This is a genomic window from Paractinoplanes pyxinae (genome assembly GCF_026626335.1).
GTDB classification, from domain to species: domain Bacteria; phylum Actinomycetota; class Actinomycetes; order Mycobacteriales; family Micromonosporaceae; genus Actinoplanes; species Actinoplanes pyxinae.
The window spans coordinates 161,295-178,658 of sequence record NZ_JAPNTZ010000015.1; the positions used below are offsets into that span (position 1 = coordinate 161,295).

At 69.7% G+C, this 17,364-nt stretch carries 18 protein-coding genes; 9 read left to right on the forward strand and 9 right to left on the reverse strand.

Annotated elements, in window-relative coordinates:
• Positions 1–21: 21 nt before the first annotated feature.
• From OWR29_RS36220 to OWR29_RS36230, 3 genes are read right to left on the reverse strand one after another with little or no spacing between them, the layout of a single operon-like run.
• Entirely contained in the window at positions 22–516 is a 495-nt protein-coding gene (locus tag OWR29_RS36220) for a DUF1990 domain-containing protein (protein ID WP_267568000.1), read from the reverse strand.
• Between the two features lie 17 nt (positions 517–533).
• A complete protein-coding gene (locus OWR29_RS36225) occupies positions 534–1,697 on the reverse strand; it encodes a PrsW family intramembrane metalloprotease (protein WP_267568001.1) in 1,164 nt (387 codons plus the stop codon).
• Positions 1,694–2,317: a hypothetical protein gene (locus tag OWR29_RS36230; protein WP_267568002.1), complete on the reverse strand. Its 624-nt coding sequence runs from the start codon at positions 2,315–2,317 to the stop codon at positions 1,694–1,696. Before OWR29_RS36230 ends, OWR29_RS36225 begins: the two co-directional genes overlap by 4 nt.
• An 84-nt stretch (positions 2,318–2,401) precedes the next feature.
• Between OWR29_RS36230 and glgX the strand changes: the two genes are divergently transcribed.
• Positions 2,402–4,510, forward strand: a complete 2,109-nt coding sequence (gene glgX / locus OWR29_RS36235; RefSeq protein WP_267568003.1) for a glycogen debranching protein GlgX — start codon at positions 2,402–2,404, stop codon at positions 4,508–4,510.
• A 204-nt stretch (positions 4,511–4,714) separates the two neighbouring features.
• Complete coding sequence (locus OWR29_RS36240) at positions 4,715–5,230, forward strand: SET domain-containing protein (RefSeq protein WP_267568004.1); 516 nt, start codon at positions 4,715–4,717, stop codon at positions 5,228–5,230.
• Between the two features lie 76 nt (positions 5,231–5,306).
• Here OWR29_RS36240 and OWR29_RS36245 read toward each other — a convergent pair whose 3' ends face one another.
• Together OWR29_RS36245 and OWR29_RS36250 are read right to left on the reverse strand one after the other, a co-directional pair.
• Complete coding sequence (locus tag OWR29_RS36245) at positions 5,307–5,540, reverse strand: hypothetical protein (protein ID WP_267568005.1); 234 nt, start codon at positions 5,538–5,540, stop codon at positions 5,307–5,309.
• 87 nt (positions 5,541–5,627) lie between these two features.
• Positions 5,628–6,734 carry a citrate synthase 2 gene (locus OWR29_RS36250; RefSeq protein ID WP_267568081.1) on the reverse strand — a complete coding sequence of 369 codons (1,107 nt, stop codon included), beginning with the start codon at positions 6,732–6,734 and terminating at the stop codon, positions 5,628–5,630.
• Between the two features lie 67 nt (positions 6,735–6,801).
• Here OWR29_RS36250 and OWR29_RS36255 point away from each other — a divergent pair, with 67 nt between their 5' ends.
• From OWR29_RS36255 to OWR29_RS36270, 4 genes are all read left to right on the forward strand, one after another.
• Complete coding sequence (locus OWR29_RS36255) at positions 6,802–8,040, forward strand: citrate synthase family protein (protein WP_267568006.1); 1,239 nt, start codon at positions 6,802–6,804, stop codon at positions 8,038–8,040.
• A 55-nt stretch (positions 8,041–8,095) separates the two neighbouring features.
• Positions 8,096–8,734, forward strand: coding sequence for a nitroreductase family protein (locus OWR29_RS36260; protein WP_267568007.1), 639 nt, complete (start codon positions 8,096–8,098; stop codon positions 8,732–8,734).
• Positions 8,731–9,072: a VOC family protein gene (locus OWR29_RS36265; protein WP_267568008.1), complete on the forward strand. Its 342-nt coding sequence runs from the start codon at positions 8,731–8,733 to the stop codon at positions 9,070–9,072. Before OWR29_RS36260 ends, OWR29_RS36265 begins: the two co-directional genes overlap by 4 nt.
• Positions 9,073–9,155: 83 nt before the next feature.
• Complete coding sequence (locus OWR29_RS36270; protein ID WP_267568009.1) at positions 9,156–9,782, forward strand: hypothetical protein; 627 nt, start codon at positions 9,156–9,158, stop codon at positions 9,780–9,782.
• A 52-nt stretch (positions 9,783–9,834) separates the two neighbouring features.
• On the opposite strand, the gene OWR29_RS36275 is transcribed toward OWR29_RS36270, so the two are convergent.
• On the reverse strand, positions 9,835–11,622 hold the full coding sequence (locus OWR29_RS36275) for an ABC transporter ATP-binding protein (protein ID WP_324291290.1): 1,788 nt from the start codon (positions 11,620–11,622) through the stop codon (positions 9,835–9,837).
• An 83-nt stretch (positions 11,623–11,705) separates the two neighbouring features.
• Between OWR29_RS36275 and OWR29_RS36280 the strand changes: the two genes are divergently transcribed.
• Positions 11,706–12,122: a MarR family winged helix-turn-helix transcriptional regulator gene (locus OWR29_RS36280; protein WP_438872702.1), complete on the forward strand. Its 417-nt coding sequence runs from the start codon at positions 11,706–11,708 to the stop codon at positions 12,120–12,122.
• Between the two features lie 15 nt (positions 12,123–12,137).
• Here the strand turns inward: OWR29_RS36280 and OWR29_RS36285 are convergent, their stop codons facing one another.
• A complete protein-coding gene (locus tag OWR29_RS36285; RefSeq protein ID WP_267568010.1) occupies positions 12,138–12,974 on the reverse strand; it encodes a tetratricopeptide repeat protein in 837 nt (278 codons plus the stop codon).
• A 206-nt stretch (positions 12,975–13,180) separates the two neighbouring features.
• Here OWR29_RS36285 and OWR29_RS36290 point away from each other — a divergent pair, with 206 nt between their 5' ends.
• Complete coding sequence (locus OWR29_RS36290) at positions 13,181–13,378, forward strand: hypothetical protein (RefSeq protein WP_267568011.1); 198 nt, start codon at positions 13,181–13,183, stop codon at positions 13,376–13,378.
• A 4-nt stretch (positions 13,379–13,382) separates the two neighbouring features.
• Here the strand turns inward: OWR29_RS36290 and OWR29_RS36295 are convergent, their stop codons facing one another.
• Positions 13,383–13,862: a MarR family winged helix-turn-helix transcriptional regulator gene (locus OWR29_RS36295; protein ID WP_267568012.1), complete on the reverse strand. Its 480-nt coding sequence runs from the start codon at positions 13,860–13,862 to the stop codon at positions 13,383–13,385.
• A gap of 74 nt (positions 13,863–13,936) precedes the next feature.
• On the opposite strand from OWR29_RS36295, the gene OWR29_RS36300 reads away from it, so the two are divergent.
• Complete coding sequence (locus OWR29_RS36300) at positions 13,937–15,940, forward strand: MMPL family transporter (RefSeq protein ID WP_267568013.1); 2,004 nt, start codon at positions 13,937–13,939, stop codon at positions 15,938–15,940.
• Between the two features lie 249 nt (positions 15,941–16,189).
• Here OWR29_RS36300 and OWR29_RS36305 read toward each other — a convergent pair whose 3' ends face one another.
• Positions 16,190–17,353: an LLM class flavin-dependent oxidoreductase gene (locus OWR29_RS36305; protein ID WP_267568014.1), complete on the reverse strand. Its 1,164-nt coding sequence runs from the start codon at positions 17,351–17,353 to the stop codon at positions 16,190–16,192.
• Positions 17,354–17,364: the final 11 nt, after the last annotated feature.

Genomic DNA, 17,364 nt, shown 5'->3' on the forward strand with positions numbered 1-17,364 from the left:
CAGCCGCGCCGGGAGCAGCGCTTACCGGCTGATCTTCTGCATCGCCTTGACGTAGCGGTCCGTGGCGAAGCGCTGAGCCAGCTTCGCCACCGGGCTCCCCAGCCGTACGAGCAAATTGGCGGGACGGCTGAACGCGCGCAGCTCGAAGCGGACCTCGCCGTCGTCCTTCAGCACCACGAAGAAGGCTTCCTCGCCGCTCTCGGGATGCCCCGGCAGCGTGCCGTAACCGAAACCGCGCCGGTTCGGCTCGTCGACCGTGTAGACGACGCGGCACGGGATGCTCAGAACCAGCAGGCGCAGCGTCACGTCCACACCGACCGCGGCCGGCCCGTTCACGCCGTGAACTTTCAGGCCGGCCGCGCGGTGCATGCGCCAGTGGAAAAGTCCGTTCGCCGCCTTCTCGTACGTCGCCCGGCCCTGACCGAGGCGGGCATCACGGAAGACGTGCTCGTAGCCGGCGGGCAGCTGGCCTTCGCGGGTCGCACCGACCTCGGCGTACGTCAGGGACTTGTCCATTCGTGCAACTTAACCGCTCAGTTTCCGCGCAAACGGAGCACCTCCGCACGCGCGTGCGCAACTCTCGGCGTCTCGTGCCCACCGGCGGCGGCGATCTCTTGCGCGAGGTCACCGGCGCTTTCGATCAGGTGACGGGCACGGTGCCGGCTGTGCACAAGCTTGCGGAAGTGGCGACGGTCTTTGTGCAAACCGCTGACCGCGTCGAGCAGCGGTTGATCGATGACGCCCGTTTCGACCTCCGGCGCGAGCAGTTCGCGCATCCACGCGCGTTCCTTGGCCGACGCCAGCCGCCGCACGACGAGCAGCGTCGCGATGGCCAGCGGCATCAGGATCAGATATGGCGCGAACAGAACGAGGAAGTTGCTCCAGCCGAACAGGCCGGACGCGTCGTCCCACGCGAAGTGCAGGAACATGGCAGCCAGACAGGCCGCGATGCCCCGGCCGATGCGCCTCTCCCCCGGCGCGCGCCCGAGGATCCACATGACGCCGGCGCAGAAGATGGCGCTGAACAGGGCGTGCGACGTGATGCCGGCGAAGCCGCGCAACGCCAGGATGAACAGCGACGACTCCAACTGGCCGACCCCGAAGCTGGCCGTCGCGTTGTTGTAGGCGTACAGGACGTCTTCGGACACCTGGAAGCCGAGCCCGATGAACGCGCCGATGATGAACCCGTCGTACGCGCTGCGAACGAGCCGCGGCGCGAGCGCGATGAGCAGGATGAGCCCGAGCCCCTTGCTCCACTCCTCGTCGATCGGCGCGCTCAGTCCGGCGGCCCAAGTGTTCGCACCTGTCGGTCCGAGCAGCTTCGTCCATATTTCGAGCAGCGCGGTGTTCGCCGGCAGCGCGATCCAGAACGTCGCGGCCACGGCGCCCCACACGAAGCCGGTGGCCAGCAGCTTCCCCGGCTGCGCGGTGTACCGGTTCTGCCGCCGCAGGAAGATCAGCCACGGGATGAGGTAGATCCCGAAGAACACGATGCCGCTGGTCACGGCCAGGCGGTAGGTGCCGCCGAGGGCCGGGCCGAAGTACTTGATCATGCCGAGCGCACCGGCGCCGACGCCGATCACGTAGACCCAGAACGCCGGGTTGTGCGGCTGGAAGAACTTGAAACGCGCGCCCCAGCCCGACTCGTCGATGGCCTCGAGTTGCGCGTTCTTGGCCGTTGATGCAGCAATCGTCATTCGTCGGCTCCCGGGGTGATGCTGCGCAGGAACGTGTCGATCTCACTCGAGACCTGCTGGAATTCCCCGGGTACGGCGGACACGTTCACGAGGAGGGCGGGCGCCCGCACCGGGTCGGTGCTCGACATCTTGAACGCAGCGAGCAGTTCGTCGCCGCCCGTGCCGCTGGCGCTGCGCACCACGCCGACCAGGCCGGACGTGGTGGTGAAGGTGGCCGGCGAGCCGGAGATGTCGGCTTCCGGATTCTCGGAGGTGATGACCTGGTCGAGGAACTGGGCGGCGGTGCCGTCGAACGATGCGCCCGACATCTGAATGGTGGTGCCCGCCTTGACCAGTTTGACGTTGTCGCTGGTGGCGCTCACGCCCGTACGGTCGCTGACCAGCGCGCCGTCCTCGAGCTGCCAGCCCACCGGGGGCACAGCGGTCGCGCCGTCGCCCAGGTCGAGCACGTCGCCCGCCTTCGTCGGGTTGTCCCACGGAACGACCGCGTTCAGCGCCGGCCAGCCGTAGATGAGCAGCAGAGCGACGACAAGAACGAACAACGCGGGGCGCATCTGCCGCCGATCGAGACCGAACCACCGATGTTCGACGGGCACCCAGCCCGATATGCCTGTACTCATGTGAACCCCCTGCGCATCAACCTAGTGCCGACGACCATCGAACGCTCGGATTGACGACAGTGATGGGAGGGAAGCAACATCCGCATGCACATCTGGCCAGGAAACCCGTACCCGCTGGGCGCGACCTACGACGGTGGCGGGACGAATTTCGCTCTCTTCTCCGAACTCGCCGAACGGGTCGAACTGTGTCTCTTCGACGAAGAGGGCAACGAGACGCGTATCGACCTGCCGGAACGGGAAGCGCTCGTCTGGCACGGCTATCTGCCGCGGGTCGGGCCGGGGCAGCGGTACGGGTATCGGGTGCACGGTCCCTACGACCCGCACAGCGGGCTGCGCTGCAATCCCAGCAAGCTTCTGCTCGATCCGTACGCCAAGGCCATCGACGGGCGTAACGACTGGAACGAGGCATTGTTCTCGTACCGGTTCGGCGATCCGTCGTCGCGCAACGACGAGGATTCGGCCCCGTACGCCCAGAAATCCGTCGTCATCAACCCGTTCTTCGACTGGGGCAACGACCGGCCGCTGCGCATCCCGTTCCATCAGACGGTGATCTACGAGGCGCACGTCAAGGGCATGACCGAACGCCACCCCGGCATTCCCGAGGACGTCCGCGGCACGTATTCCGGGCTGGCCCATCCTGAGATGATCAAGCATTTCCAGGAACTGGGCGTCACCGCCGTCGAACTGATGCCGGTGCACCAGTTCGTGCACGACAGCACCCTGATCGACCGCGGGCTCACGAATTACTGGGGCTACAACACCATCGGCTTCTTCGCGCCCCACAACGGGTACGCGTCGTTCGGCGGGCACGGCGGCCAGGTGCAAGAGTTCAAGTCGATGGTGAAGGCGCTGCACCAGGCCGGCATCGAGGTGATTCTGGACGTCGTCTACAACCACACCGCCGAGGGCAACCACCTGGGCCCGACGCTGTCTTTCCGGGGCATCGACAATCCTGCGTACTACCGCCTGGTCGAAGAGGACAAACAGTTCTACTACGACACCACGGGCACCGGGAACAGCCTCAACGTCCGCCACCACGAGTCGCTGCGGCTCATCATGGATTCGCTGCGCTACTGGGTGACCGAGATGCACGTCGACGGTTTCCGGTTCGACCTGGCGGCCGCGCTGGCCCGCGAGTTCCACGCCGTCGACCGGCTGGCCGCCTTCTTCGACCTGGTCAATCAAGACCCGATCGTTTCGCAGGTGAAACTGATCGCCGAGCCGTGGGACGTGGGCGACGGCGGCTATCAGGTCGGCGGCTTCCCGCCGTTATGGACGGAATGGAACGGACGCTACCGCGATTCGGTACGCGATTTCTGGCGCGGCGAGCCGTCGTCGCTGGGCGAGTTCGCCTCCCGTTTCACGGGCAGTTCCGACCTGTACGAGATCGACGGGCGGAGGCCGATAGCGTCCATCAACTTCGTGACGGCGCACGACGGCTTCACGCTGGACGACCTGGTCTCGTACAACGAGAAGCACAACGACGCCAACGGCGAGGACAACCGCGACGGCGAAAGCCACAACCGCTCGTGGAACTGCGGCGTGGAAGGCCCGACCGACGACCCCGAGATCGTGGCGCTGCGCGAGCGGCAGAAGCGCAATTTTCTGGCCACGATGCTGCTGTCGCAGGGCGTGCCGATGATTGCCCACGGCGACGAGCTGGGCCGCACTCAAGGCGGTAACAACAACGTCTACTGCCAGGACAACGAGATCAGCTGGGTTAACTGGGAAGAGGCGCGCAACCAGGATGTGCTGACCGGCTTCACCCGGCGGCTGACCGCGCTGCGGGCCAAGCACCCGATTTTCCGGCGCCGCCGCTTCTTCACCGGCGAGTCGTTCGGCGACGACAAGGTACCCGACATCGCCTGGCTGCGCCGCGACGGCCAGCCGATGACGGAGGCCGACTGGAATACCCGCAGCGGCATGACGATGACCGTTTTCCTGAACGGCAAGGGCATTCCGGAAAGGGACGCCCTGGGCGAGGCGATCACCGACGACTCGTTCCTGCTGCTGTTCAACCCGCTCGGCGATCCGGTCGAGTTCACGCTGCCCGACCGCACCTTCGGCCGCACGTGGGAAATCGTCGTGAACACCGCCGACCCGCTGCTGGCGATCCGCCGCAAGACAGCGAAGGCCGCCTCCCAGCACGAGGTCATGGGCCACACGCTCGTCGTGCTGCGCTGCCGCTATTAGATGATTGTCGCGCCGTCGCCGCCCCCAGCGGGCGCGCGGCGGCGCGCCGAGCATCGGCGCAGCGAACATGGCGCCGTTCCGACTTGCGCGGACATAGCGGCCGGCGCCCGTCGCGAGCGCCTCGGCCCTGCACACACATAGCGGCCGGCCCCTTCGCGAGCGCCCGGACTTGCGTGCGCATCGGCGTCGGTGGATGGTGGGCGCATGTGGCCGGCGCCGGAACCTGACTGCTGGTTGCACCCCGCGGTCGAGGTGAAGCCATCCCTGATAGCCGGTGAGGGCTTGTTCGCCCGAGCGCCTATCTCGGCCGGCGCCACCGTCTCCCGCCTGGGCGGACGACTCGTCTCCGACCGCGAGCTGACCGGTCTGCTGGCCGACTCGAGTGCCTACGTCGACACGATCAATGTCGACGAGGACGTGCACCTGGTGCTGCCGCCCGGCCGCCCCAACGGCAAGGGCAACCACGGCTGCGACCCGAACCTGTGGTGGGGCGCGCCCTACACGCTGCTGGCCCGGCGCGACATAGAGGCCGGCGAGGAGCTGACCAACGACTACGCCACCAGCACCGCCGCCGACGACTTCACGATGCCCTGCCGCTGCGGCGCCACCCGCTGCCGCGGCCTGGTCACCGGCCACGACTGGACCCGCCTCGACCTGCGCCAACGCTACGGCGACCACTGGACGCCGGCCCTGCTGAACCGCATTCACCGCCGCAGCTAGCGGCCGCGGTTTGCGGCTGCGGCTGCGGCTGCGGCTGCGGCTGCGGCTGCGGCTGCGGCTGCGGCTAGCGTCGCGGTTACGCCTGGCGTCCGCGGTTGCGTGGATGGTTTCGGGCGACCCGCTCGTTGCCGTGCCGGTAGTTGCCGGTCAGCCGGGCCATGAGCTCCTGCGGATCATCCTGTTCGACGTCGGCCAGGAAGCGCGCGGCCGCCCGCCCCCGAAGCACACCGGCCGGCCGCCCGTGATGCAGCAGTTCGATGTCACCGTTCTTGCGGACGCGATACGTGAAGCCTTCCGGCGCACCTGTCATCCCGGCATCGTGCGCGCGCCCACGCCACCCGCGCGACCGGATTTCGCACCGCCGACCCCTGCACGAGCGGAGTTCGGTCGGCGTCGCTCAGGAAACAGTGGCGTGGCGCTTCACGGCGGCGTCCCAGCCGGGCAGGTCGGCTGCGGCGCGTTCCGGCGGGCCGACGTAGTCGGCCGAGGGGCGGATGATCTTCGCGAGGCGCTTCTGCTCCAGGATGTGCGCGCTCCAGCCGGCCGTCCGCGCACAGGTGAACATCGCCGCCAGCATCTCCACCGGCACCTCGGCGAAGTCGAGCACGATTGCCGCCCAGAACTCCACATTGGTCTCGAGCACCCGATCCGGCTTGCGTTCGCGCAGCTCGGCCAGCGCGGCCTTCTCGAGCTCCGCCGCCACTTCGAAGCGCGGCGCCCCGAGCTCACGCGCCGCCTCCCGCAGGATCCGGGCTCGCGGATCCTCGGCGCGGTAAATGGCGTGCCCGAAGCCCATCAGCCGCTGCCCGCTGTCCAGCACCTTCTTCACGTACGCGCGGGCGTCCCCGCTTTTCTCGACCGCCTCCACCATGCCGAGCGCACGAGCGGGCGCCCCACCGTGCAGCGGACCCGAGAGCGCACCGACCGCAGCCGACAGACACGCCCCCACATCCGCGCCAGTGCTAGCCACTACGCGCGCCGTGAAGGTCGACGCGTTCATGCCGTGCTCGGCCGCGCAGACCCAGTAACGGTCGATCGCCGCCACGTGCCGCGGGTCCGGCTCGCCCCGCCACCGGATCATGAACCGCGACGTGACATCCGGCCCCTCGGCGACGCGACGCTCCGGCACCGCTGGCCGATCGCCTCCACGAGCGGACGCCGCCACGACGTCGAGCAGCGCCGCCGAAGCCCGCGCCAGGTCGGCCCGCGCCTCGGCGTCCGTGATGTCGATGAGCGGCCGCATCCCGAGCGTCGCCGCCGCGGCCTGCGCGTCCACCCGCGCATCGCCGCTTCGCACCGCGAGGCCAACCGCCTCCCCCGCAAGCAGCGGCGATTCGAAGGAGCCGTCCGCCAGCAGTCCCCACACATCACCGAACGACACAGCGCCGGCCAGCGAGCGGATGTCGACACCGCGGTAGCGGAGCGCTCCCCCGTCCCGGTCCGGCTCGGCGATCTCGGTGTCGAACGCGACGACACCGGCCAACCCAGGTTCAACGTTCATCATGTTGACAGAGTCGATTCTGTACATGTTGACGTCAATATTGATCCAGTCAACATGAGAGGATGTCCACATGCCTCCCACGCCGCCGCTGCTGACCACCCTCGAAGTCGCCCGCATCCTCGGGGTGCGGCCTGCTACGGTCTACGCCTACGTCAGCCGCGGCCTGCTGAGCAGCCACCGCAACGCCTCCGGCAAGGGCAGCCTGTTCGACCGGGCCGAGGTCGACATGTTCCTGGCCGCTCGCAAGCAGCCGACCGTCCCCGGCATCCAGACCGGCATCACCCTGATCCGGGGCGGCAAGCTGCTGTATCGCGGCCACGACGCCATCCAGCTCGCGAGCGTAGCCAGTTTCGAAGAGATCGTGTCCCTGCTGTGGACAGGCGAGCGCGCCTACGTCGACCTGCCCTCCGACGACACCCAGCGCCGCCTGGCCGAGGCCGTGGCCGCCCCGCTCCCGGCGATCGCCCGCCACACCGACCGGCTGCGCGTCGCGGTCGCCGCCCTCGCCGCGAGCGACCCGCTGCGCTTCGACACGACCCCGGCCGCCGTGACGTCCACCGCTCGCGCCCTGATCGGCACGATGGTGGACGCCCTCCCTCGCGCGACCCGGCGGGCGGGCCGAGCCACCGGCCCGAAGAGCCGCAAAGCGGTGCCGACCGCACCCGTCGCCCAACGCCTCTGGCCTCGCTTGACGACCCGCGACGCCACTCCGGGCGACCACAACGTGCTGAACGCCGCGCTGGTCCTGCTGGCCGACCACGACATCGCGGCCTCCACTCTGGCCGCCCGGGTGGCGGCGTCGACCCGCGCCCACCCGTACTCGGTTGTCGGGGCCGGCTTGGCCGCGCTCGACGGTCCGCTGCACGGGGCGGCCAGTGGCCTCGCATACCCGCTGCTCGCCGAGTCGATGTCGCGGCCCGACCCGATCGGCACGATCGCCGACAAGCTGCGGTCCGGTGAGCCGATCCCCGGCTTCGGCCACCGCCTCTACCCGGACGGCGACCCACGTGCGACAGCCCTGCTCGACATCATGGGCGACACCCGCGCACGGTCAGCCGCCGAACGCCTCGCGGAAATCATGCGTACGCGATCGGGCCTGCGACCGAATATCGACATCGCCCTCGCCGCGCTGACCCTCGAATACGACATGCCCGCGGAAGCGGGCGAGACCGTCTTCGCCATCGCCCGCACGGCCGGCTGGATCGCGCACGCCCTCGAGGAGTACAACGACCGGCCGTTGCGCTTCCGGCCCTCGGGCGAGTACGTCACGCCGGCCCCGGCCGAGTCCGGGAACGGCAAGGAGCGCTGACGAGCGGCGCAGCCGGTCCACCCAGCAGGATCGCGCGTCACGGTAGGGTCCGGACATGTCGTCCGATGATCCGAACAGCTTGTCCCTGCTCGAAGGGCTGCATTCCACGCCCGCTCGCCGCTACCTCTCCCCCGACCCGATCAGCGATGACATCGTGCGCGCGATCCTCGACGCCGCGATCCGCGGTCCCAGCGGCGGCAACAGCCAGCGGTGGGCGTGGATCGTCGTGCGCGACCCGGAGGTCAAGCGGCAGATCGCCGACTGGTACCGGGAGGGCTGGGAGAAAAGTTACGGTTCACGGCGTGAACAGATTCTGAGTGCCGACGATCCCGAGGGCATGAGCGCGGCGAGCTTCCGGGCGGCCGACCATCTGGCCGCTCACCTCGAGGAGGCGCCGGTCTGGGTCTTCCCCGTGCTGCTCGGCGCCGCGCGTTCGAGCAATCCACGGCTCGGATCGTCCATCTACGGTGCGGTGCAGCAGCTGATGCTGGCCGCTCGTGCCCACGGGATCGGGTCGACGTTGACGACGCTCTACGCGGGCCACGAGGACGACGTACGCAAGCTTCTCAATCTGCCCGACGATGCACTGACCATGGCCCTCATCCCGCTCGGCTACCCGGCGCGCGGACGGTGGGCCCAGCCGAAGCGGCGGCCGCTCGACGAGGTGGTCTTCGCGGAGAGGTATCAGGCGTGAACCCGTACGTGAAAAGCGTGACCTTCGACTGCCAGGACGCACTGGTGGTGGGGCGGTTCTGGGCGGCCGCCCTCGGTGGCGAGCTCGACGAGGACGCGACCTCGGCCAAGGCGATGGTGGAGGCGCCGGGCTGGGGCGGGCCGAACCTGTGGTTCCAGCGCGTTCCCGAACCCAAGCAGGGCAAGCTGCGCATGCACTTCGACCTGCGGGCCCCCGGCGGCGACATCCCGGCCGAGGTTCGGCGGCTGACCGGCCTGGGCGCGACGTTCGCCTGGGAGGTGGACGGGTTGATCGTGCTCCGCGACCCGGAGGGCAACGAGTTCTGCGTCGAGGAGTAGCCGCCGCCGAGTCGTAAAGTGCGGCGGGGGCCGACCGATATCCGGGTATCGCTCGACGAACTCCCGAGGAAGGACCCCCGCCCATGACTCAGCGGACTCTGCCCGTCCGCGACGACCGGTGGCAGCCGACGGACCGGATCTACGAAGGCCTGATCGCTCGCGCGGTCGACCATTCCGAGGATTCCGAGGCCCGGGACGGCACCGCCGAGATGATGGCGGGCGCCCTGATCCTCGTCGTGCTGTTCATCGTCGTGCTCAAGGGCGCGGGATCGGTCACCGCGGCGCTCGTCGTGACCGGCCTGCTCGCCGCCGTCGGCTTCTTCTACATGGTGAACAGCGCCAAGCCGGCCAAGAGCGACCGTTCCCGGCTGCTGGCCGAGCTCGGTGGTCCCGGAATGCTCCCGGCCGGCTACCTGGTGCACGCCAAGGCGTGGCAGGCGGGCATGGCCGAGTACGTCGCCGTGGTGCCCGAGTCGCAGCTGCTGGCCGCGGCCGAGTTGTGCAACATCTTTCCCGGTACGGTGAACGACCTCCTCCGGTTCGTCGGCAACGTCGCCATCCACGTGCCGACGGGCCGCCACACCAGCGCCGAGGATGTCCGGCGCCGGGCCCGCGAGCTGGTGCACGTGGCCAAGCCGGTCGTCGTCGACTACGCGAAGAGCGCGCCGAAGCTGCCCACCCCGCCCCCGGAAGGCAAGAAGGGCAAGTGAAACAGCGAAAAGCCCCGGGCCGTAAGGCTCGGGGCTTTTTCGTGCGCGGGGATCAGGCGGCGAGTGTCGCGTAGCGTCCGCCCACCTCGACCAGGTCGTCGTGCGTGCCGGACTCGAGGATGCGGCCGTGATCGACCACGGCGATCTGGTCGGCGTCGCGCACCGTCGACAGGCGGTGGGCGATCGTCACCGTCGTGCGGCCGCGGGACAGCTCGTCGAACGCCTTCTGCACGGCCCGCTCGGTCTCGTTGTCGAGCGCGCTCGTGGCCTCGTCGAGCACCAGGATGCGCGGGTCGCGCAGCAGCGTGCGGGCGATGGCGATCCGCTGCTTCTCGCCGCCGGAGAACCGGTGGCCGCGCGAGCCGACCATCGTGTCGTACCCGTCGGGCAGGCCGGCGATCAGGTCGTGGATCTGCGCGGCCCGTGCCGCCGTTTCGATCTCGGCGTCGGTGGCGTCCGGCTTGGCGTACCGCAGGTTCTCGCGAACCGTCGTGTGCAGCAGGTACGTCTCTTGCGAGACCACACCGACGATCGAGGCGAGCGTTTCCAGGGACATGTCGCGCAGGTCGACGCCGTCGATCGTGATGCGCCCGGCGTTCGGGTCGTACAGACGCGCGATGAGGGCCGCGATCGTGCTCTTGCCCGAGCCGGTCTCGCCGACCAGGGCCAGCGACGACCCGGCGGGCACGTCCAGGGTCACTCCGGCCACGGCGGCCGACGGGCTTCCCGCGTACGAGAAAGTGACGTCCTCGAAGCGCAAGTGGCCGCTCGCAGCCGGAACCGGCACCGGGCGGGCCGGCTCCTCGATGTCGATCGGCAGGTCGAGGTATTCGAAGATGCGCGCGAACAGGGCCAGCGAAGTGGTGACCGTGACGCCCACGTTGAGCAGGCCCATGAGCGGGCGGAACAGGCCGGACTGCAGGGCGGTGAACGCGACGAGCGTGCCGATGCTCATGCCGCCCGAGGTGACCGGCAGGCCGGCCGCCAGGTAGATGACGGCCGGGATGGCCGCGAAGACGATGCTCATCGAGGCCATCCGCCAGCGGCCGGCCAGCTCGGAGCGCAGCTCGAGATCGATGAGCCGGCTCGACGAACTGGTGAAACGGTCGACCTGGGCCGGGCCGGTGCCCATCGTCTTGCTCAGCTGCACGCCGCCGATGGACAGGCCCTCCTCGATGATGACGTTGAGGTCGGCCAGCTCACGCTGACGCTGGGCGGTGATGGCCCGGCGCATGCTCGCGACCCGGCGGGTGAGCCAGATCGCCGGCGGCAGCACGAGCAGCGACACCAGGGACAGCCGCCACGAGAGGGCGGCCATGGCCACCGCGGTGGCGACGACCGTGGTGAGGTTCGAGGCGATCGAGGTGGCGGTGGAGGTGACGACCGATTCCATGCCGCCGATGTCGTTGGTGATGCGCGACTGCACCTCGCCGGTGCGCGTTCGTGTGAAGAAGGCGATCGACTGGCGCTGCAGGTGACGAAAGACGTCCGTGCGCAGCCGATGCATGACGCGCTGGCCGATCGTGGTGGAGATCCACGTCTGCACGACGCCGAGCGCGGAGGTGACGGCGGCGACGGCGACCATGCCGACGACCAGCCAGACGAGCAGCTGCACGTTCTTGTCCGGCAGCGCCGAGTCGATGACCTCGCGCAGCAGGAACGGGCTGGCCATGCCGACGATCGACGAGGCCACGATGGTGAGGACGACGACGGCCAGCGGGCCGCGGTGGTCGGTGAACAGGGAGCCGATGCGGCGCAGGGAGACGTTCTTCGCCTGCGCGATCTCGTCGGCGGTGGGCTTCTTCTTGCCGCGGGAGCGGCCTTCGACGGGGCTTTCCAAGAGCGGACCTTCTTCCGTACGGGGACATTGCTGAGGTTACCTCAACATGAGGGAACAACAGAAGTCACTGGTACGGTATTCCCGTGGACGACGAGGGCCTGCTCGAAGCCTTCTTCGCGGTGTCGCGCCGGCTCCGGCATCGCACCCGCGAGGCGCTGGAGCCCTGGGAGCTGTCGCCCTCGCTGGCCCGGGCGATCAGCGTCCTGTCCTGGCACGGCGACATGCGGCCGGGCGCCCTGGCCGAGCATCTGCGAATTGCTCCCCGGTCGGCCACCGAGCTGGTGGACGACCTGCAGCGGGCCGGCCTGGCCGAACGTCATCCCGACCCGGCCGACCGCCGGGCCGTGCTGGTGGTGCTCACCGACGAGGGCGTCCGCGTCGGCCGCGACATCCGGGCCGCCCGCCAGGAGGCCGGCGAACGCTTCTTCGCCACCCTCTCCCCCGGCGACCGGGAAGAGCTCGGCCGCCTGCTACGCCAACTGAGCGACGACGGCGACTGACACCCACTCAGTTCGTCACAAGCGGCGCCGGGTGTACGCGGTGAAGCAGGCGGCCGATCCGGTAGCGCAGAAGACGGCGACCAGCAGCGGCATCGGCACCTCGACGCCCGCCAGCCGGATCAGGACGGCCAGGACCGCCAGGGCGACCAGGCAGACGCCGAGGGCGACCGCCGCCACGTGCCCGAGCACCGACCCCGCCGGGTTCGAGCGGCTTAGACCGCCGGCCGGCACGCGCAGCGATTCCGCGTACGCGTCAGCCACCCGCACCAGCGAGTCGGCATCACGAATCTGCTGCTCAGCGGCGGTGAGGCGGCGCAGCTCGGCCAGGGCACGCGGGTGCCCCGGCGTAATGCGCAGGGCCCGGGCGTACATCTCGCGAGCGCTCAACGGACGGCCGGCGGCGAACAACGCCATGCCGTACGCGACCTGCACGTCGGCGTCGTAGTGGGCGATCTCGGCCGCAGCAGCCAGCACGCTTTCCGCCTCGGCGGTGCGGCCGGCCGCGAGCAGGGCACGGCCGTGGCGCTCGGCCGGGCGCGGGTTGCCCGGGTCCTCGTCGCTCGCGGCAGCCGCGGCGGTGATGGCCAGGTCGTGCCGGCCGAGCGCGGTGTACGCGGCGCTCACCCAGAACAACTCCTCGACGCCGCGCGGGTTGAGCGTCAGCGCCGTCCGGGCGGCAAAGAGCGCGTCGGTGTACGAGCCGAGCGCCATCCGGGCCCGGGCCAGCAGCAGCCAGGCGACGGCGTTGCCGGGCTCGGCCCCGACGACGGGCGTCAGCAGCGTCGCGGCTTGTCCGGCGCGCCCACTGGTCAGCAGGTCACCGGCACGGTCGAGGAGGTTTTCGGTCTGCACGGTGTGGTGATCGGTCCGCACCGGCGCGGATCGCGGTACCGCCCGGGTGCGTCTCGGTTGTGGAAAACGTGACGCAGCTCATCCCGGCCGGCCTTCAAGCCCGACGGTGGCGATGCCGATCGAGAACGGTTGCGAACGCGGAGCAACACCGCGCGGAGCACGAAGCTCCGACCCCGGCTTCGAAGTGTCACGAAGGGAAGACAGCCATGAGCCTGACCATCGTCGAGACCCGCTGGGCCGCCCACACCAGCCTCGTCCACCTGAACGCGGACGTGCAGCGCCTGCGCAGTGACTTCGTCATGGGCGCCGACAAGGAGGTCCTGGCCGCGGACCGCGCCGCCGTCCACGAGAGCCGCCGGGTGCTCAACACCCACCGCGCCGCCCTGGTCGACGTCACCGTCTAGTTATTCAGGCTGGCGGATCTTGTGCACGAGTGCGCAGTTCTTGATGGCGTTCTGTGATCGCTTCGAGCATTCCGCTCATGAAACGACGCACAGTGTCCAGTTCGTCGGCGCTGAACTCGTCCATCACTGCTTGACTCCGGACACCCAGGGGCCGGAAGAAGGCGGTCGCCAGCTCCATGCCCGGCTCGCCGTAGCGCAGGTGCACCACTCGACGGTCGGAGCTTTCCCGCGTACGGCGTAAATGCCCGGCCCGCTCCAAGCGGTCGATCACCGCCGTGGTCGCCCCTGATGACAGCCCCAACGTCTCGCCCAGCCGGCCCGGAGTCAGCGGCGTGCCGCGCCGCTCGGCGTGCATGACCGCGATGAGCGCCTGCAGGTCGGTGAAGTGCAGACCCTGCTGGCCGGCGAAGTCGTGGGCGACCCGTTGCGCCTCGATGCTGTAGAGCCGCAGCAGGTCCACGACGTCACGGCGCACATCACTCACCGCGCCAGTGTTGCAGATCAGCTCACCACGAGTAAGAATCTCGATTGTCGAGATACTTCATCGTGGAGGCTTTCATGCGACGCGCCTGGTTGACGCTCGTGATCGCGGTCCTGCTCGGAGGCGGCGTTCTCGCCTTCGCCGGCCCGCTCGAGACGACGAACGATCCCACCGCCTCGCTGCCGAGCGACGCCGAATCGACACAAGTGGCCAACCTTGAGCGTCGTTTACCGTCGGGGCAGGTCAACCCGGCGCTGATCGTGTTCGCGAAGGACGACGGCACGCCGCTGACGCCGGCCGAGCTCAAGACGATCGAGACCTTCGGCACGCCGATCGTCGCCCCCGGCAAGGACGCCGCGATCGTCTCCAAGCCGTACCCCGCCGGCTACTCGGCCGAGCAGATCGTCGACGCGGTCGGTCAACTGCGCGAACAGGTACGCGCGGAAGTGCCCCCAGGCGTCACAGCTCAAGTCACCGGTGGCGCCGGCTTCACCGCCGACCTCGCGGACAGCTTCTCCGGCGCGAACACCCGGCTGCTGATCGTCACGGTTGTCGTGGTCGCCCTGCTTCTGCTCGTCACCTACCGCAGCCCGATCCTGTGGCTGGTTCCGCTGGCCGTCGTCGGTCTGGCCGACCGTCTGAGCGGTTCCGTCGTCGCGATCCTGTCCCGCCACACCGATCTGGCCATCGACGCGTCCACCAACGGCATCATCACCGTTCTCGTGTTCGGCGCCGGCACCAACTACGCGCTGCTGATCATCTCGCGCTATCGCGAAGAGCTGCACCGGTACGAGGACAGGTTCGAGGCGATGCGGCAGGCGCTCAAGGGCGCCGGCCCCGCCGTCCTGGCCAGCTCCGGAACGGTTGTGCTCAGCCTCCTGACGCTGCTGCTGGCCAGCCTCGGCAAAAATCTCGCACTCGGCGTCGCCGGTGCTGCCGGCATTGCCATCGCCGCGGTGTTCGCGTTGTTCGTTTTGCCGCCGGCATTGCTCGTTTGTGGTCGTAAGTTGTTCTGGCCGTTCATTCCGCGTGTCGGACAGGCCGGGGCGGAGGCCGAGAAGGGGCTGTGGGCGCGCATCGGTCGCGGGGTGTCGCGGCGGCCGGCCATCGTGACCGTCGCCGCCGTGCTCGTGCTGGCCGCGCTGGGCAGCGGGCTGGCCGGCACCAAGCTGGGGCTCTCGCAGGCCGACCAGTTCCGCGTCGAGGCCGAGGCGGTCGACGGCCTCGAGACGGTCAGCCGTTACTTCCCGGCCGGCGCCACCGATCCGGCCACGATCATGACGACACCGGACCGGGCGGAAGAGGTGCTCGCGCTCGTTACCAAGACGCCTGGTGTCGCTTCGGCGCGCATCGGTGAGCGTACGGACGATCTGGCGAGCATCAGCGCGGTGCTCACGGCCGCGCCGGACACCCCCGAGGCGTACGACACTGTGCGCGCATTGCGCGACAGTGTGCACAGCGAGGACGCGCTCGTCGGCGGCAGCGTGGCGGCCAGCCTCGACGACCGCGACGCCGCCCGGCGCGACCTCACGGTCATCGTGCCCGCCGTGCTGATCGTCGTGCTGCTCGTGTTGATCGGGCTGCTGCGGGCCGTGGTGGCGCCGGTTCTGCTGCTGCTCACCGTGATCGCCAGCTTCGGGGCGGCGCTGGGCGCGGGCTCGTGGCTGTTCCGGCACGTCCTGGACTACCCGGCGCTCGACACCGGCGTGCCGCTGCTGGCGTTCCTGTTCCTGGTGGCACTTGGCGTCGACTACAACATTTTCCTGGTCACCCGAGCCAAGGAGGAGACACCGAAGCGCGGCACCCGCGACGGGATGGTCCACGCCCTGGCCGTCACCGGCGGCGTCATCACGAGCGCGGGCATCCTGCTGGCGGCCGTGTTCGGGGTGCTCGGCGTCCTGCCGGTGATCACGCTGACCCAGATCGGCGTCATCGTCGGCATCGGCGTCCTGCTGGACACCCTGCTCGTCCGCACCGTGCTGGTCCCGGCCCTAGCCACCATGTGCGGCGACCGCTTCTGGTGGCCGGGCCGCCCGGCCGCGCAGTCCGTTCCCGAGCAACCAGCCCCCGCCGCCCACTAGCGGAGCGGAGACGGTGTCCGCGGGAGCGCGAGGTCTCTCGGGCAGCGCACTCGCAGGGAGCTGGCCGGCCGGACGACGGGAGGCTGCCCCACCCGCCGAGCGACGCCAACGCGGGCGCCCGGCCGGCCGGGCGACGCAAGCGCGGGCGCCTCGGGAGCCCGGCCAACCAATGCGGCCGACGCCCCGTCAACGGGGGACGCGGCCGCGGGTGCCTCGCCAGCCAGGCGACGCGAGGCGTGGGCACCCCGGTCAGCTGGGCGAGGCGGGCGCGGGCTCCTTGTCCAGCGGCACGCCGGCGAACGGGATGGCGGACGTCGCCGAGGTGCCGGCCCCCGCGGGGTGTTGCCACACTCCGCGGCGGGCCAGCTCGGGCAGCACGCCCTCGCCGAACCAGTACGCCTCCTCCAGGTGCGGGTAGCCGCTGAGAATGAACTCGTCGATGCCGAGCGCCGCGTACTCCTGGATCCGGTCGGCCACCTCCTGGTGGCTGCCGACCAGCGCGGTGCCGGCGCCGCCGCGGACCAGCCCGACGCCCGCCCACAGGTTGGGGGAGACGACCAGGCCGTCGCGGGTGCCGCCGTGCAGTTCGAGCATCCGCCGCTGCCCCTCGGACTCGCTGCGGTTGAGCCCGGCCTGCACGGCGGCGATGTCCGCCTCGCTCACTCCGCGCAACAAACGCTCAGCTTCGGCCCATGCGGCGTCGGCCGTGTCGCGCGCGATGACGTGCAGCCGGATGCCGAACCGCATGTCCGGCTTGAGCGACCGGATCCAGTCGAGCTTCTGCGCGACCTTGGCCGGCGGCTCACCCCAGGTCAGGTAGACGTCCGCGTGCTCCGCGGCCACCGGCCCGGCCGCCTTCGACGAGCCGCCGAAGTAAATAGCCGGCACGGGGTCGGGCAGCTTGGCCAGCCGCGCGCCTTCGACCTGCACGTGCTCGCCGTCGAGAGTGACCGTTTCGCCGCGGAACAGTGAGCGAACGACACCCAGGAATTCGGCCGTACGCGCATAACGCGCATCCTTGTCCAGAAAATCGCCGTACTGGCGTTGCTCGTGCGACTCCCCGCCGGTGACGACGTTGAGCAGCAGCCGCCCGCGCGAAAGCCGCTGGAACGTCGACGCCATCTGGGCCGCCAACGTCGGCGACAGCACACCCGGCCGGAACGCGACCAGGAACTTCAGCCGCTCGGTGACCTCGGTCAGCATCGCCGTGGTGATCCACGCGTCCTCGCACCACGCGCCGGTCGGGGTGAGCGCGCCGACGAACCCGAGTTGTTCGGCGCTGCGCGCGATCTGGCCGAGGTATCCGATGGTCAGGGGGCGCACGCCGCCGGCCGCGCCGACCGGCACGCCGTGGCCGCCACCCACGATGTCGCGGCTGTCGCCGTTGGTGGGCAGAAACCAGTGAAAGTCCATGCCGTCACCCT